This is a genomic window from Paenibacillus helianthi (assembly GCF_001909055.1).
GTDB lineage: Bacteria > Bacillota > Bacilli > Paenibacillales > Paenibacillaceae > Paenibacillus_AQ > Paenibacillus_AQ helianthi.
In genome coordinates this window covers 1-17,479 of the sequence record NZ_LVWI01000048.1, presented here as the reverse complement: position 1 = coordinate 17,479, position 17,479 = coordinate 1, and the positions used below count along the sequence as shown (strand labels likewise).

11 protein-coding genes are annotated in these 17,479 nt (G+C 53.9%); 8 read left to right on the top strand and 3 right to left on the bottom strand.

Annotation, left to right across the window (positions count from 1 at the left end; translation table 11 throughout):
- Positions 1 to 14 precede the first annotated feature (14 nt).
- Together A3844_RS17855 and A3844_RS32810 are read right to left on the bottom strand one after the other, a co-directional pair.
- Positions 15 to 944, bottom strand: coding sequence for a hypothetical protein (locus A3844_RS17855; RefSeq protein WP_074108099.1), 930 nt, complete (start codon positions 942 to 944; stop codon positions 15 to 17).
- Positions 931 to 1,083 (bottom strand): hypothetical protein, encoded by a 153-nt coding sequence (locus A3844_RS32810; protein ID WP_167374697.1) that lies wholly within the window; start codon positions 1,081 to 1,083, stop codon positions 931 to 933. Before A3844_RS32810 ends, A3844_RS17855 begins: the two co-directional genes overlap by 14 nt.
- A 150-nt stretch (positions 1,084 to 1,233) precedes the next feature.
- Here A3844_RS32810 and A3844_RS17850 point away from each other — a divergent pair, with 150 nt between their 5' ends.
- The 7 genes from A3844_RS17850 to A3844_RS17820 all read left to right on the top strand — a co-directional run bounded on the left by A3844_RS17850 (position 1,234) and on the right by A3844_RS17820 (position 15,452).
- Positions 1,234 to 3,051, top strand: coding sequence for a vWA domain-containing protein (locus A3844_RS17850; protein ID WP_074108098.1), 1,818 nt, complete (start codon positions 1,234 to 1,236; stop codon positions 3,049 to 3,051).
- A gap of 12 nt (positions 3,052 to 3,063) precedes the next feature.
- Positions 3,064 to 6,453, top strand: coding sequence for a tubulin-like doman-containing protein (locus tag A3844_RS17845; protein WP_074100229.1), 3,390 nt, complete (start codon positions 3,064 to 3,066; stop codon positions 6,451 to 6,453).
- 4 nt (positions 6,454 to 6,457) lie between these two features.
- Positions 6,458 to 8,908: a transcription initiation factor TFIID gene (locus A3844_RS17840; RefSeq protein WP_083606910.1), complete on the top strand. Its 2,451-nt coding sequence runs from the start codon at positions 6,458 to 6,460 to the stop codon at positions 8,906 to 8,908.
- Positions 8,909 to 8,987: 79 nt separating this feature from the next.
- Positions 8,988 to 10,265, top strand: coding sequence for a vWA domain-containing protein (locus tag A3844_RS17835; RefSeq protein WP_074108097.1), 1,278 nt, complete (start codon positions 8,988 to 8,990; stop codon positions 10,263 to 10,265).
- A gap of 55 nt (positions 10,266 to 10,320) precedes the next feature.
- Positions 10,321 to 10,956 (top strand): beta-mannanase, encoded by a 636-nt coding sequence (locus A3844_RS17830; protein WP_074108096.1) that lies wholly within the window; start codon positions 10,321 to 10,323, stop codon positions 10,954 to 10,956.
- A gap of 144 nt (positions 10,957 to 11,100) precedes the next feature.
- On the top strand, positions 11,101 to 12,363 hold the full coding sequence (locus A3844_RS17825) for a hypothetical protein (RefSeq protein ID WP_074108095.1): 1,263 nt from the start codon (positions 11,101 to 11,103) through the stop codon (positions 12,361 to 12,363).
- Positions 12,360 to 15,452, top strand: coding sequence for a GAP1-N2 domain-containing protein (locus A3844_RS17820; protein WP_074108094.1), 3,093 nt, complete (start codon positions 12,360 to 12,362; stop codon positions 15,450 to 15,452). Before A3844_RS17825 ends, A3844_RS17820 begins: the two co-directional genes overlap by 4 nt.
- 273 nt (positions 15,453 to 15,725) lie before the next feature.
- On the opposite strand, the gene A3844_RS17815 is transcribed toward A3844_RS17820, so the two are convergent.
- Positions 15,726 to 16,634 (bottom strand): GNAT family N-acetyltransferase, encoded by a 909-nt coding sequence (locus A3844_RS17815; RefSeq protein ID WP_167374696.1) that lies wholly within the window; start codon positions 16,632 to 16,634, stop codon positions 15,726 to 15,728.
- 301 nt (positions 16,635 to 16,935) lie between these two features.
- Here A3844_RS17815 and A3844_RS17810 point away from each other — a divergent pair, with 301 nt between their 5' ends.
- Positions 16,936 to 17,160, top strand: coding sequence for a hypothetical protein (locus tag A3844_RS17810; RefSeq protein WP_074108093.1), 225 nt, complete (start codon positions 16,936 to 16,938; stop codon positions 17,158 to 17,160).
- Positions 17,161 to 17,479: the final 319 nt, after the last annotated feature.

The following is a 17,479-nucleotide window of genomic DNA, read 5'->3' as shown; positions in this document are numbered from 1 at the left end:
TGACAGTGCTCTATTCAAAAATCGGGGTCCCAGCGGTATTTGGCTTCGCGGACCTCCGCCACTTTGAGGTCCAGGCCGTTCCAGGCCTCATAGGGACTGGCGGATATCATCCGGCTCAGACGCATAAAACGGTCCTTGGGAAGCTCCTGTATGTATCGTCCGATCATGCCCGAGTAGAGCAGAGCGTAACGTTTTAACCGCACTGCCGCTCCCGCCACAGCCGTCAGAATGGCTGGGCCACGGTCCATTTCCAGAATCTGTACTTCATAGGTTTTGACATAGCGCAGCGTGCGGTCCTTGATCAGCTCGGGCCGCACTCTGGCAATCTCGCCGATATATTCGGCGAGCAGCGGTTCGAAATCCTTGAGCAGCAGCTGTTCAAGCTCCAGGTTCATATCCTTGCGCAGCTGAAAGCCGTGCAGCAGAGCGACACGCTGGCGGGCGACCCGGTCACCGCGCAGCAGGATCGAGATTTCGCGCAGCTTCTCATAGGCCAACACATCGTTCTCCCGCAGAACGGACACGGCCTCCTGGCGGTTGATCTCCAGGCCTTCCCTGAGGCTGTCTATGCTGCGGCCCAGCAGCTCATTCAGTGCATACAGATTTTCGTTCTGCCGTACTTTGCGCTGCATAAGCAAGAGCAGTCCGGCCAGCACGATGCCGCCGGCACCGCACAGCGTCATCTGCTGCAGACTTTGGCCGAAATAGACCGAACCCAGAGTAAGCAGCAGGATGAGAAGAAGACGGGTATGCATTTTACGTCCGGCAAGGGAAACAGCATGCTTCTCTACTGGTGTCAGCGAAGCATGGCCGCAATGGCCGCACCGTTCTTCACCGAGCGCAGTATAACGGCTGCACCGGCGGCAGATACGCAGCTTGTCAAAGGCATACCGCGGAGTCTTAAAGGGGCGGAACGTCACGGGTTTCTTCTTATTTACCGGCATGGTCGCCTCCGTTCAGCGCAGCCAGCAGACGCTCATCAATGTCATCACGGGTCAGCGGTTTGCGCTGCCGTAAGGCATAAATAATGATCTGAATGACTACATAAAGAAACGTAATGCCGAGAATGGCGTATGAAATCATGGAACTCTTCCTTTCTTGTTGGAAGCTGACAGCCCTAAAGTTGAAGTTTACAAGGTTTAATTATATCATAATGGCATGCTATTGACAGAATTTAGCTATACCGGCAACCCTGCCGTAGTTGCCTAATTTAACACAAGAGGAGCCCTATTTATGCTTCGTACACCGATTAATATTTCAAAGACAGCCAAGAACATACTGCGGCATGTTGTCCCGCTGCTGCTGGTGCTGTGCATCTCGGCGGCGCCGTTTGGAGCCGGTAGGGCAAGCGCGGCATCACCTGCGCCATCCCATATTGACGCTGTACTGCTGATTGATGTCAGCAATTCCATGAATAAGAGCGACAAAAACAAGATCGCAAATGAAGCGATGAAAATGTTCATAGATATGCTGGCTGCCCAAGGCGATAAGGTCGGGATTGTGGCCTATACCGACAAGGTGCAGCGGGAGAAGGCACTGCTGCAAATCGGCTCTGCCGGAGACAAACAGGATTTGAAGGATTTCATTGACGGTCTGGACCGGGGAGCCTATACGGATATTGCCGTCGGAATGGAAGAGGCCGTAAAGGTGCTGGAGAACGGCAGCGATCCGGCACATGAGCCGATGATCGTCATGCTGGCGGACGGCAACAATGACCTTAACGAAGCAACCGGACGCACGCAGAGCCAGTCGGATCAGGAACTGGACGGTGCGGTAGCCACTGCCAAGCAAAAAGGCTACCCGGTCTATACTATAGGCCTTAATGCCGATGGAAAGCTGAATAAGGAGATTCTGGCCGGAATTTCCAATCAAACAGGCGGCAAAGCGTTCACCACCGATTCGGCGGATGACCTGCCGCAGATTCTCAGCGAAATTTTTGCCGACCATTTGAAACTGAAGGTGGTTCCGGTACAATCCATCACAGCCAACGGCAAGTACCAGGAGGTTACAGTAAATGTTCCCAATGGAAGCGTGCTGGAGGCGAACATCTCTATTATGTCCGCACAGCCGGTTACGGCGAAGCTTAGTGATCCCTCCGGCAAGGAAGTGGCTATTCCGTCTAACGATGTGCTGCTCTCCAAGTCCAGCTCGTACAGCCTGATCAAGCTGCTGTCCCCGGAACAGGGGGACTGGAAGCTTCAGGTGAAGGGCGTGCCGAAGGACAAGATCGATATCAATCTCGTCTTTAACTATGATCTGGAGCTGAAGCTGGATGCACTGTCATCCAAGACCTACCAGAAAGGCGATACCATAGAAATCTCTTCACACCTGTTCAGCAATGGAACTCAGGTAACACTCAGCAATTTGTATCAAGATATGAAGGCGGTATTGCTTGCTACAGATACCGATACGGGGAAGGTGCAGGAGCTTCCGATGGATAACACCGGGGCGGTGTTCAAAGGTTCCTTCAAGATTACGGAGAGCCATAATTATGAGCTGAAGGTGCGGGCGGAGGAGAGCAGCTTCTACCGCGAGAGTGATGTTCTTAAGATCAATGCCAAGACAGGAGCTGTGGCGACGAGTCCGGCAGCAGGAACGGGTGTGAGTGAGCCTGCACAGGATAAGTCTTCTTCCAAAACTCTCTATTATATTATCGGCGGGATCGTGCTGGTACTGGCGGCGGCTGTGGTGCTGTGGATGCTGCGTAAGCAATCAAACCGCGGCTTCGTAGGGCAGATGGTAGTAGAAGTTCTGGACGGCAATACCGGGGAGAAAACCTATCCGCAGTACAAGAAACTCTCAGCTTTCCGAGGCAAGTTCACTCTGCATCAGCTTCTGCAGCTGGCGCCTGAGCTGAAGGAGAGTGAGAAGCTTGTATTCACTCCGGGCAAAAATGACCGCCTCATGCTGCGCGGCAGCGAAGGGATTTCTGTTGAAAAATCAGGACGCGCCGCCGATGTGACGCGCGGCCTGGAACTGAAAAGCGGCGACCGCATTTCCGTGGCCCTGGCTACGGTGGATAAGACAATTTTACTGGAGTATTTGATATAAGGGGGAGCACGTATGAAACCGGTAGTAAGAGAACATATTCAGCAGCTCGACGTATCGCTGGGCGGAGGAATCGTCAGCGACAAAATCCGAGTGGACACCATTGACAACCCAATCCTCATCATTGGCCTTGGCGGCACGGGGATTGACGCCCTGCTGCGGCTGAAATATCAGATTAACCGCCGTTTCAAGCTGCCGGAAGATCCGCTGTCCAAGAAGAAAAGGGATAAGCCGGATAACGTAGAGTTCCTGGCGTTTGAGACGAATGAGCAGGATCGCGGGAAGAGGTACAAAGGCATCGGCCTCGATCCGCAGAATGAATTTGTGCTGCTGGCCAATGCGGAAATCGGCGGACTGCTGCAGAACCGCAGCATTTTGGAGCCTTATATTACGGATTGGCTGTCGCCGGAGCTGAGCATTACCGATGGCATGAACGGAGCCGCCGGGGTGCGCCAGGCCGGACGCCTGCTGCTGTTCACGAAGATCAACCAGGTGGTAGCGGCCATCGACAAGAAGATTAAGACGCTATCCGTCGGTACCAGCAAGAAGCTGATGGTTTTCCTGCTCACCGGCTTGTCCGGCGGAACAGGCAGCGGGGCTTTTCTGGATATCGCCTATATCGTACGCGGGATTATTGAACGGGATTACGGCTCAGCCGGTATCGACCGTGTAAATACACTGGGCTACCTGTTCACGCCGGATGTGAATCTGTCGAACAAAAGCCTCAGCGAGCACACCCGTGAATATATCCGCAAGAATGGCTATGCGGCGCTCAAAGAGCTGGATTACTGGATGAACGTGGACAGCCGGGGGGAGAGATTCCGCCAGCAGTACGGCAATATTTTGACTGTGAACTCGCCGCTGCCTCCGTTCAATCTGTGCCATCTGATCTCCGCGACCAATACCGAAGGCAAGCTGCTGGAGAACGCCTATGACTACTGCATGAATGTGACAGCGGAGAATATCACGAACTTCATGGCCAGCGAGGAAAAACAGTCGGGCGAGGAATTCGCCATCCACGACTACATCAGCAACATCAGAACGAATATTGCGCAGATGAACAAGACCTATCCTGCCAATTATGAATACAACATCATCGGCGCTTCGTCCGCGGTGCTGCCGATTGAGGAAATGACGACCTATCTGGCATTCCGCCTGTTCGACAAAATGGACAAAATGTTCCAGCAGGCTCCCGGGCAGGAGGATGTGGAGAAGCTTGCGCGCAAGCTCGGCATCGATCTCGACAGCATGATTAAGACCTTCGAATCCCGTGTGCCGGAGCCGCTGCCCGGCTATGAGAACAGCGAGCGCCTGAATCACAGCAATGTCATCAAGCACCAGGTGGTGGACATGGATACGGAGCTGGAGCAGAATTTTCTGGCCCGTGCCCGTGAGGAATATATCAAGTCCAAGAAGCAGCTTCCCGGAGAGATTACCGGACGCTTTGGCGAGGAGCTGGAGCGAATCTTCCTGCATCCTGAGCAGGGTCCGTTCTATGTGTCACGGCTGCTCTATACTGAAAAGGGCTTCTGTATTCTGAAGCTGATCCAGTCTTATATTGAAGCGCTGCGTGAGAGCCTGCTGCGTCTGCCGCGCGATATTGAGACGGCACAGGACAGTGCGCAGGAGAAGCTGGGCGATGCGCGGAGCGCTTTTGTCTCCAAGGAGAAGAAGAAAAATGCCTACATTGAAGCCAAGATCAATGAATACTGGCTTCATGCCGACGTAGAGCGCACCGAACAGATGATTGAGTTCTATGAGGACCTGTTTGAGCTTCTCAATGAAGAGAACAACCGGATTTATGGTGTGTTCACAGAGATTCTCAGTGCGCTTAGCACGATCTTCGAGAAGAATGGCGACATTCTGATCAATGGTGAAGAACAGGCTGACCAAAAAGGGAACAAAACCTACTATTGGAATATCGTTAACGTGCCGGATATTGCCTCAACCATCTCTAAGGTGATGGACCAGAAGGACGGCGACGATCTGATCCGCGACTTCACACGGGAGATGCTGAAGCATTCCGGGCGCTGGGTCAAGGAGCAGGAGATTGATATTGTGCGCTCTATTTCAGAGTTCCTCAGCGATAAGTTCGGTGATCTGATTACCCGCTCCATGGAAGAATTCCTGGTGATGAAATATGGCCGTGAGGAGCCGCTGGACAAGTTCGTGGAGCGGATTATCGCCGGACGTCTGGATGAAGATGCGGTGCCGATTTTCCATCTCAGCAACAGCTCCGGCAGTTTGCATTTCCCTTCGTGGGGGTTTGTCTCCGTTCCGGTCAAGGCGCCGGGCATTCTGAAGGGAATCCGCAATTATCAGAACAACGCGCTGGGCAAATCACAGTTTACGATTAAGGAAAGTCAGGTGAAGAACCGGATTTTCTGGCTCAATACGCGCAACGGGGTGCCACTGTTCGTATATACACCGCTGCGGGTATTCGAGGAGAATTATGAACGGACGATTCTGGATAAGGAAGGCATTGGCCGCCATTTGGTGATGACCGACAAGAACAACTGGACCTATCTGCCTTCACCGATTCCGGAAAAATCATGGGGGGATACTTACGTTAACACCCGTGTCCGGGATTACAATGCCAGAGTTCGGGCGGATTTCGCCAGAGCGCTTGAGATCGGGGTAATTATTGAAAAAGGCCTCGACGAAAATACAAGCAGCCGTTTCTCGGTCGTCTTCACGAAGCCGTTTGATGTGGATAAAATGCTTAGCGGCTATGACCTGCAGCTTGGCATGGCTCGTCCAAATCTGGGCGAAGTGAAAAAGGCGGCCGATGAGCTGAAATCGCTGCGCGCAAGCGGCCTGGAACGCGAAGGGGTTAAGGATATTTTCGGCAGCATCAACAAGGACCTGGCCCAGGAAAATCTCATTCGCTCGCCGCAGCTGATTACGCGTGTCCGCGAGGAATTGGCCAAATATGAGGCACTGGCAGCGAAGGCGGGCGAGCTGGATGGACTGCTCCATCAATATCTCGACGAAGACAAGTGGATCGACCAGTTTATTGAAGCCCTGTACACGGACACGATCACCAAAAAGGGCGCGCTCTACGTCTATGACCGTGATGAAGACGAAGACGCTTGGGAGCCGTTCGCCAACTTGATGAAGGAACGCAGCTATGTGGAGTATGCCGTCTACCGTCATTTCCGCGGTCTGGACGAGAAAAGCCGCAGCCTGCTGCTGCGTAAGGCGGCGCGCCGTGCCGGGGAAATGACCGCTGCCGAGGATGTGACTCCGCTGCTGTATAAACTGGAAGGACTGTATGTCTCCTTCCTGGAAGCACGCGACAGTCTGGAATATGAGCGGGTAGAGCATGCGGACGGCGATGAAATGTACAGCTTCTACAAGAGCCTGACCGGCAAGCTTGGCAGCATCCGCAGAAAGCTGAAGTAATCCTATGATCAAAGCACAGGCATTAACCTATGCGCAGCAATATGCGGCCCAGGAAGAGGCGCAGCGCAGCAAAGGGGACGGGCGCAGCAGTATTCATTATCCTGCCCTGTTCCTGTTCCTGGGTGACAAGGTAGCCCCGGCCATCGGCCCGGTGCTGGACAGCTGTGAGCGGAAATGGGACAATGCGGGCGGTATTATGGCGCTGCATGCCGCATCCGCTGGAAGCACAGGCCAGTCTGGCGGTGGTACTCAGACTCAGGCTCAGGCTGGAAATGCCCATGACGGGAATCAGGTGCAGCCTGAAGGCGGCAGTGGCAGAAGAGAACGGGTCCTGGCCATGGCCCTGCCGGAAACGGCGGGCCGTGATCCCCGCACCGTCCGTCAGGAACTCTATCGCGAGTTTCATGAAGACAGCCGGTTTCTGGCCGGGTTGAACCGGAGCCTGCGGCGTTTAAGCAACAGCATAGCGGATTATGGACGGCTGTATTCCTCTTTTGACGTCATCCATCTCTCTATAGTTACGCGGGTCGATGACCCGCTTAACGTGCTGCTGCCGGAGGTTGCCCTGCTGGCCCGCGCGGTGCTCAGCCAGTCCTTCAAGTCGGTGCAGACTGACCTGTACGCGCTGATTAATGAGCGGGAGCAGGGGGACAACTTCGGTTATTCCAGCTCGGTAGGGCTGGCTTTTCTGCGTGAGCTGGACGGGATGCAGCAGTCGGATTATGCCTTCAGCGCCCCGCTGCTGGTCACGGAGGACGGGCTGTCCATACCTGTAGCTCATGGTCCTTCTCCGCTGTTCGATCTCGTCTATCTGCTCTCGGACAAAAACGAGCGGGGGATGATGTCCGCTCACGGCATGGACGACAACTACGAAATTATCGCCCATATCAGCCTGCTCAAGAACCGTGTACGCCCGGCTACAGATACGGCTACGGGACACGGCGGCTACAACAATATGACCTTCAAAAGCGGCATCCGGGGCAGCTCCGGAAGACAGGGCTACGCATCCGCCGGGTTCTCGGCAGTGCGCAGACCGAACCGGCAAATCGCTCTCGCGGTGCTGGCTCATGCCTTTCATTATCTGGCCGCAAAGCTGCAGGAAGGCGGAACAGTCAGTCTGCGCGAACGGCAGGTTCTGCTCGGCCTAAGCGCCGATTCCCTGCGTGAACGGGCAGCTTCGCTGCTTCCGGATGAAGCGGGAATTGAAGAGATGACCGGGCTGATGAGCCACGGCCGGCCCTCTTATAGCGAGCTGAAGCCGCTGTCGCTGCGCGAGGCCGAGGCGTTGCTGTTCGGAGACGGCGGGCAGGCCTATTTCCGCAGCAACTTTGCGGATGTGGCGTCGCGGCGGGCGGCGGCTCTTGATCCTGCCCGCGAGTGGGCCGCTCTACTGGCGGACCAGGAGAAGGCGGTTCCGCCGCTGACCTTCTACCAGCTGGCGGAATGGACCGCCGAGCAGGGCGGCGGGGGCAGTGTACTGCATGCGCTGCGCCAGCATATGGCCGGACTTCGGGCGGCGATTCTCTCCGCGCAGGAGGAGCTGGATCACCTCTACGCGGAGAGTGTGGAGCGCCAGCCGTTCCAGCGCGTGCCGCTGCTGGACAAACGGACGGTTCGCAACTTCATTCATTATTTATTCGCAAGTGTGTACGGCCGGAAATATGAGCTGCTGCGCATGGAAAGTGAGCTTGCACTGTGTCTGCGCTACGATGCGGCGCTGGAGCAGCTGCACGCGGACAGCAAAGCCAAGGTGCAAACCATGGAAGCGCTGGAGGAGGAGCTGCGCGGTCTGGCGCTTGACAGCATCGGCCGGACGGGCGAGACGGTGGACCAGAACATTATGGAGTATTACCGGACCGTCACGGAAGATGTCATGCGGGATATGGAAGCACGGCGCGGCCCTGGTATTTTCTTCAGCGAGCGGTTCCTGGGAAGCGTCTCGGGCCTGCTCCGCCAAGGAGGCGCCGCTGTCGCAGAGCGGCTTACCCAGCTGTGCCGCCTTGAGCTGCTGACAGCGGAGCCGTTCGCACTGCCGTTCGAGGAAGAACTGCTGCGGCGCGCCAATGTCGCGGCGGCTTACGAGAACCGTGAAGTAGTCTCCAGGGAGGAGCTGTTCAAACGGCTCTACCGCAGCCTGGAGGAAGAAGCGAGCATCAATGTCCGCCTGTTCGAATATACACAGGAGCACCGCCATGAGGAGAAATATTTCTTCGGTGACAGCGGCTCCGAATTCCTGCGTTATGCCTTCGGCGCGGATGAGACGACGCGCATTTACCGGCTTGGGTTTGTACATGAGCAGCGCAGAAGCGGTGTCGAGAAGCTGAACCTGATGGGTGGCTTCCATCTGGAGGATCTGCTCTACTACCGCAACGGCAAAGTCTATTATGAGACCTACGCCACTAGCGGCTATAAGCTGCATGGTATAAGCGAAGAAGAGCTGCCGGAACTGAGGTAGGTGAGTGGAAGCAGATAGTCATGGCCACAAGAATGAAGATAAGCTCAATTCAAGTTTTTCCGGGAAAGGATGGATATCGATGCAGCGAAAAATCAATCTGCTCTTGCTCCTCTTCAGTCTGCTTGGCGGTGGAGTTGCCTTTGTGTTAGGTGAGCTGCTGCTGGACAGCAGGCCTTATGATCTGCCGTCGATCGTACTGATCGGCATCTATTTTGCCATTGTAGCACTTGGGGTCGGGCTGGGCAGCTTGCTCGCGGAGATCATTTCGCCCCTATTGAACGGCTTGTCGTGGAAGCAGCGATATCTGGGCTTATCCTGGAAGCTGCTGCCCGTAACGCTGGTGATGCTGTTCGCGGTTGGCACTGTAACGGAATTTGTGTATGAGCTGAACTTCGGCGGCGTGAGACCGGTAAAAGATGTGGTCATGGTCATTGATGACTCCGGCAGCATGAAGCAGAGCGATCCGGGCAACAGCCGTTATACGGCTGCAGAAGCACTGGTACAGCGCATGGATGAAGATAACCAGGTAGCCGTGGTGACGTTCAGTCAGGAGGCCACAGTGGTTCAGCCGCTGGTCCCGCTGTCCAGCACTGCGAACCGTGAGAAGGTAACTTCGGTTATTCGCAGTCTGCAGACCACAGAAGGCGGTACGAATTTCAGCGCCGCACTTACGGAAGCCATGAGTGTTATAAACAGTGACAATACATCCGGGCGTGGAGCTATGGTAATCATGCTGTCCGACGGATTCAGCCAATTTGATACCTCGAAGGAACTTGCGGAGTATGTCGGCCGCGGGATTGCAGTTAATACCATTGGCCTGGCGCTGGATGATCCTTCGGGATCAGCTTTGCTTCAGAATATCGCCACCACAACCGGCGGGCAATATTATGATGTAACGAATGCAGAGCTCCTCGGCGGTGTGTTTCAACAAATCTATGACCGGTTGGGTGACCGGACGCTGATGACGGTGCGCAGTGATTCAACGGCAGACAGCCCGTATTATGCCGGGGTGCGGATTCTGGCACTGCTGCTGGTAGGTACGGCTCTCGGTATCGGGCTTGGCATTGTGTTTGACAATCGGCATCTGGCGCGAAGCTTTGGCGTAGGCGGCGCAGTATCCGGCCTGCTCGCCGGCCTGATACTGGAATTTGGTCTGGACGGCCACTCCTTCGGGGATGCCATGACCCGTCTGCTGGCTCTGCTTGTTCTAACGGCCGTCATTGCGTTGTTCACCTTTGTGATACCAGTCGGAGAGGGGCGTCTTTCCCGTAAAAGAGGAAGAGGCGCAGAAGTTCCTTCGCCAGCGTCGGACGGCTTCCCGTCCTCACGCAGAAATCGGGGAAGCAAAGGGTTCTGATCGTGAAAGAGACATTGAAAGATACTGAAAGAGATACGGAAAGGAGCCTACATTCATGAGGTACGCCGAGGTTGATTCCTCCACACCGGTAATTATGGAGGTATCCTCCCGGATGGAGGACAGGTTCTGTACACTGCGGTGGCACTGGCCGGACGGCGTACAGGCAGTCTACATTCATAAGTCACCTGCGGAGGCGCCGGACAACCTGGAGCTTCCTCCTCCTGGGATGAAGCTCTATACCCGTGAGGAGTACAAGGCGAACAACGGATACCATGACCGGCTGGATGACATCGGCCTGGTTGTCTATACCGTTTATGTCCGGCTTGCCGATGGCGGAGACATCCTGCTGGTTCGTCAGCGGGATGGTGCCAACCGTACGCTGGTCAGTGCCGGCAAAGCGCGGATCTACTATTCCATCCAGCAGAAAAAAGGCTTGTTTGGCAAGCAAAAAACAGTACATATGACGCTCACGGCCGAAGTGCCCGTATCCAAAGAGGTACTGTGCTATGTGAAAAAACGGGGCGGTTTTCCGGCGTCCAAAGAGGACGGCGTACTCTTTCCGTTCGTCCAGGATTTTGCCGCCGGACGCAACGTGCTTCCGCCGATCGAAATCGGCAAAGAGGACGCTGTCCGTATCTTTTTTACGGATGGCCGCAAATATGGATTGTATTATGAACTGATACCTGAATAAGTGGAGAGAATGCCTGCTGACGTGATGCAAGGCATTCGGAAGGGTATCACTGGGCGCAGGAACTGAAGGCAGCGGGCCTGCCGAGCGTTCAACACTCACAAGTTAAGGGAGCAGAAGCTCACAAAACTTTCAGGAGGACAAGAGATGTCTTTTTTTAACCGGTTTAAGAAAAAGAATCAGCCGCAGCAGCGGCCGCTTTTTTATGATATTGTCTGTCCGTATTGCTTCACCCGGTTCCAGCCGGAGGATGTGGTCTTTCGGGCTATGCACAGCCGTGAGGATGACGAGAATTATGCGCTGGGCGAAGACGATGCACTGAACAAATACCGCGAGCGTTTCGGCCTCGATACGGTTGACGATATGGAAGCCATTCTGAATCCGGCGGATATTCCGGAGGAGTACCACCACTATACGGACCATGTGCTGACCGGCATCACCGACCGCTATGGTGTGCTTACACGCAGACGGCTGTGCCCGTCCTGCCATAATGAGCTGCCCGTGACCGCAGGCAAGGTGCCAAGTAATATTATTTCGATCATCGGCGCTTCCCAGGTCGGGAAGTCGGTGTACATGACCTCGCTGATCCATACACTCCAGCATACGACGGCGGGGCATTTTGACGCAGCCTGCATGCCACTGAATGCAGAGATCAGCCGCAAGTTCCGCACACTGTATGAAGAACCGCTGTTCGAGCGGGGCGATCTGCTGGCTTCGACCCAGAAGGAGAAAATGCAGGAGCCGTTTATTTTCCAATTTGTATTCAAGGATGAGTCCAAGCCGCCGCTGACGCTGGTATTCTTCGATGTCGCGGGTGAAGGTATGGTCGATCAGGACTATCTCGGGCTGCACGGACAGCATATCAAGAATTCTGCCGGCATCCTGTTCATGGTCGATCCGCTGCAGATCCGCTCCATCCGCGAGAAAATCCGCATCAACTTCGGGGACCGTCCGGGCGAATGGGTCTCGCAGTATGACGAGCCGCGCGATGTGGTGCTGACCATGTTCGGTGATTTCATCGCCTATCAGGAGAAGAGTAAAACCGATATCCCAACCGCAGTTGTGCTTGCCAAGAGCGACATGCTCCATTCACTGAAGGATGAGGACGGTGACTATATTAAGTCCAACAGCAATGTGTTCAATAACTATGTGCACCGCAAAATGCTGAATCTGGACGAGTTCCACAACATCGACGGCGAAATCCGCCGCTTCATTGAGAAGGTAGACCGGCCGTTCAAGGATACGATGGATGTGTATTTTGCGAACACGGGGTATTTTGCCGTGTCGGCACTGGGCAGCAATCCCGTGAATCAGAGGATAGAAGGTGTAGTCAGCCCAATCCGTGTGGACGAGCCTTTCATCTGGCTGCTGCACAAGCTGAACTATATTGAGGGGAGCGACGGGCCGTGAACAGATTTTCAGGGTCCATGATCACCCAGCAGATGTATACCCGGGAGCGGCGCGGGGTATACCGGGCGACAGAAGGATTCGATACGGTAGCGAAGTCGGAGAGCCTGGACCATAATTTTGTCAAAAAAATTCTGCACCCCTTCTGCCTCTACGATGCTCCGGCAGAGCTGACGGCGCGCGGTGAGAAGAATGAAGAACTGTATCCTGCCGCGCTGCATTTGTTCCATACGGAGACGAATGATACAGTCATTGGGCAGAGCCGGTATCTGGCGGCGGATTTCACAGGGCAGCGGAGCGCTTTTTTTGCCCATAATTTCGTGGTGCCGCCGATCCGCTCCGAGGAGATTCTGGAGGGTTACCGGGACTTTCTCCATGCGGATTTTGCCGACAGTTATGCGGGTGAGCTGGGCGGGACACTGCCGGAGCTTCCGGCTATTCCTGCCCTGCAGCAGGAGCGGAGTACGAATCCGCTGACGATCCTGAGCGCACTCGGCATCACAGAGGAGCTGTTCAAGTCGCTGCTCCAGGCTGTGATGGTCTCTGTGGCCGGGAAGAAGAAAATATATGTTGCTTTGGATGTCCCGATTGTAGAGCTATCCCGGCGCGCGGTGGAGCTGACGGAGGTGCTTTTTGCATCTTTGCCTTATGATTTCCGCCGCAGACTGGGTGTGATCACCTATGCGAGCGAGCCCAAAAGCCGTAAATATATCCATCTGACCTTCGTGGAAAAGGGCTCGCTCCGCCCTGGCGACCGCAGCATCGAGAAGGATTTTGTGTTCGATCTCGCTTCGGGCCGGATCATGAATGCGGACTTCGGTGATTCACGTCAGCCTTATGCCGAACTGGCCTGGAAAACACTGAAACAGCCGGAGCGCGGACTGGAAGATTTCGCACATTTTGCCGATTCGCTGCTGCCCGGGGAGAGCGTGGAGCGCAAGCTGTCGCTCGCGCTGTACAACGAGCTGGCGGTATTTTATGAGATCGAGCAGGGCAATGAAGAGCTGTATACAGAGAATAAGCAGGCGGTGCTGGGCGGATTGCTGTCCTACCTGAAGCCGGAGGGTGCGCTCACTTCCCGGGTGAGGCTGAATGATATGTTCCTGGAGCGGTTTGACCGCGAATATGATCTGATCCGGCAGAAAGGCATTCCTGTGCCCGAGATTATGGAGCAGTTTGTGGAGTATTTTACGCTGAAGGACCATAATTACCGGGTCAAGATTGTCGATTATTTCATCAATGGTATGCTGAATGCCCAGTCTGCCGGCCGTGAAGACGCACTGGCAGCAGCTTACGGTATGATCGAGAGCAATGATGAGCTAAGTGCGTCTTTCTTCAAAAGAGTGCTGGCCCAGCCCATCTTCCGCCGGGCGCTGCTGGAGCCTTATATGGAGTCCCGGCTGTCTGCGGCGTCAAGGTCTGCTGACATTTTGCGCTTTGTGGTACACTTTGGCAGGTTCCTGCCGGAAGCGCTGCAGCAGTCGTTTGTCCGTGATACCGTCAAGGAGTACCTGCTGGAGAAGCTGCAGCGGGAGGCTGATCCGGTAGCGGCGGTAGCGGCGATCCATGATTCCGTGGACAAGGCGGAAAAGGAGCGCCGCAGAGGAAGCGGGCTCTATCCCGAAGCCCTGTCGCTGCTGGAGGAGCTGATGACGGCTGCGGACCGCTTCCTGCTGAACCGGGTCTCGCTGGACGAGCTGACACAGGAGCAGCTGCTGGAGATTTCTTTTCTGCGCTACCGCGAGGTGACCGACTGGCAGCCGCCGCTGGATGCGATTACCCGGCAAAAGGCGAACGCCCTCCGGGCTGCGTATCGGTGGTTCGGGGAGGAGAAGCCGACAGAGGAGATTTTTGCCGGACTATCGCCGAGAGAGCTGGATGATGTGCAGCTGCTCGGACGGCGCTGGCTGAAGGAATCGCGTAATATTGAACCGTTCGAGCGTGTACCGCTGGCCTTCTATCACAGCAGCGAGCGACAGGATGGACCGCTGGATTATGAGACGCTGATGGAACTAATAAAGCGTAAGGCGGGCGACGACAAAGAGAGGGTCTACCGTTTCCTGGCCTGGTCGCAGGGCAATCCGCTATTTTCTATTTCAAATAAAAAGCTGTGGCCCGGTTACCGCCGGGCTATTCTGAAGTATTTCCTGAGCAGCGACCGCGATGCGTTCAAGAGCCGTGATTTCCGTAAAAGCTATACCGCCGCCGCAGGCCCGGCACTGCAAAATGTATACAACGAAGCGCGCTCCCAGCTGGCTTCGCCGCTGGCGCGGTGGGTCAGCCGCAGCCGATTTCAACTCCTGATCTCCGGCAGCGTGCTGGGTATTGTGCTGATCGCTGTTATGATCGCGGTCAGCGTGCTTCGGCCGGACCCTGCGGACACGGCTCTGCCGGAAGGCAGCGCACAGCCCAGCGCCACAGGTGGGGCTGGTGCTCTAGTTCCCGCCACCGTCCGGCTGGGCGGCGGGACAACAGGCGGCAGCCTGGTGTTCACCTTTGCTGCTGCCGCCGACTGCTCCGCCTTCAAACCGGCGGAGGTCCGCGTGGTGTCCTCCGGCGATGTGACGGAGGACTACAAGGTCACGGCGACGACAGGCAGCTGCCTGGTCGTGTCGCCGAAGCCGGGCGCCGCCGGTTCCGGCACGGATGCGAGTGCGCCGGCAGGGTCTGACAGCGGCGCAGATGCAGCCGCTGGAGCAGAAGGCAGCGCGGAGGCAAGCGCGCCTGCAGCGACTGACGGCACCGACACGGGTGCCGGACAGAAGACCGGCGCGACTGCGAGCGCTGGTGTGAAGGGGGCCGCGGGTGGGAACGCCGGCGCGGCCACGCCTTCTCCGGCGGCGGGAGGCACCGCGCCGGGAGCTCCCGGAGCCTCGGGAGCGGTGCCGGAGGCATCCGCGTTCGAGGTGACGGTGCAGCTGGAGGCCGGTGCGAAGCTGGCCGCAGGCGACATGATCATCGCCGGGGAGTACAAGCTGATCCTGCAGCCGGCTTCGGGCACGGCAGCAGACAGCACCCCGGGCGCCGGAGCAGATGCAACTTCAAGTACTAAACCTTCGCCTAAGGCGACTGGTAATACGGACAACGAATGATGCGTGGCAGTGGAATATAGTTTATCCTGAACAGCACGATTAGCCGAGAGTGTGGGGCGCGTGCAGTTCAGATTTTTGCTAATTTATGGTCTACATGAGTTGAACCCGGGAAGTCGAAGGCTGGGCGTATTAACAGATAATAAAGTATCTGACTGACCCTGGAAATTGAAACAGCGACAGTAAGGGACAAGAAATAAAGTCCTAGACTGTCGCTGTTTCAATGAACGCTAACGTTCTCCGTTAGAGTTAAGTATGAAAAAGAAAAGTATAACTCTAAGCATGTGCTAATGCAGGTACACAGAATTTTGAGCTTGGATCTAAAATAAAGTTAGACTTTATAAAAAGCATATCACCATTGTTGTCCATCCACTCGTACTGTACGTTCTCAGGCAATTGATCTGGTGTGAAATGAAAATGAATATATTCTGTTTGCTCATTAGCAATACGCTTAAGTAGGCGATCTAAATTAACGTCACATTGACTAACTACATCATATAAATTTAGGTTATGATCTTCTTGTTGATAGACGATAATAGCCTCGTCCTCTTGCGAATAATATATTGATTCGGGAAATACTTTTATAGCGTAAAACATAAAGAGTCCAAGGTTATTAATATCACCAAATTGTTCTGAAACAGGTCTGCGGGACAAAACCATTCTTTTGATAAATGCCAAGTCTTCCTTACGGGAACAATTCAACTTGCGCAAGGTAGTATCCGCATTTGGAGTGGGAAGATATTTAAGTTTGATTTGTGATTCACCAACGGATTCAAATCCAAATATTGGATATAAATCAATTACACTGCTATTAGCGAATAAGAAGAAGATATCACAATCATGCTCGTACAAATCTAGAACGTGCCTCATCAATTTTCCAGAAAGCCCTTTCCCTCTAAAATCAGGATGAGTCATAACTGTGCCAATTTGAATCGCTTTTTTATTTAATCCATTTATCATCAAGTCCATTTTGCTAACGGATACATTGGCAATCACTACATTATCTCTGATGAAAGAATGGCATATATAACGATCATCCCAGAATCCTTTCTGATACCAATCTTCAAAGTTGATATCAAAAACCAAAGTCGCTAGTTGATTAAAACTATCCCTGTAAACTTTGCTATCTTTATAGTCATAAACTAGGTCTATTTTATCAATATCTACATTTTCACTAGAAAACACAAATATCCCCCCCATTGTCTTTATGTTCACACTACCACGGAAAGTTTTATTGTATAAGGGTAAATATCAGGTATACCTAAACTATCCAAGACAGTTTATCGCAGCGAGTAGCCAGTCTACCTTTTGAGTGCAGGATTCACTGCCGACTAAAATATTTACATTATGAATAATTCGAGGATATACTCATTGAAGTGGATAATTTATCTAATTTTGTTAATCAATTAAATACCGCTAAATTATTTGTACAGTTTCACACCAAAGTGACCAAGTTAAAATGAATTGGAAAAGAGGTTTTGAATCAATGAACAGCAATATTATTTGGGGGATAGTATTATTAGTGCTGTGTTTGTTTCTTAAGCCATTATTGGCGATTGTGGGGCTGGATGAAAGGTTGTTCGGAGTGGTCTGGCAGGGTGAAGCTGTGTTTTCATTGAGTCCATTTTTAGTTCGGATTATTCTAGCAGTAATTGGGATTATTATGTTTATCATCGGCGGTATGCAAGTTGCAAAGCAGAAGAATAATTAGTTGAATACAATGTTAATCAGAAAAGGGGCTGTCTCAAAAGCCATGAAATGGCTACTTGAGACAGCCCCGCTGTTTTTGAGTTGGATGGACTTGCGCACTTGGTGCGGACGCTCCGCGAACGGACCGTTGCTACAATCGCTGTGCTCTCCAGATTTTATTTATTTCCCGTAGCGGTAAAAATCCGGAGAGCAAGGCGACCGCTACCGCTTTTCCGCAATCAGTCCGTCCTCTCCGCTGTTTAAGCGGGGGAACGTTCCTACAATTCTTTCAAAAATCACAAAAAGAAATCGCCCTTTGGTAAAATGGAAGTGTCGAGCAA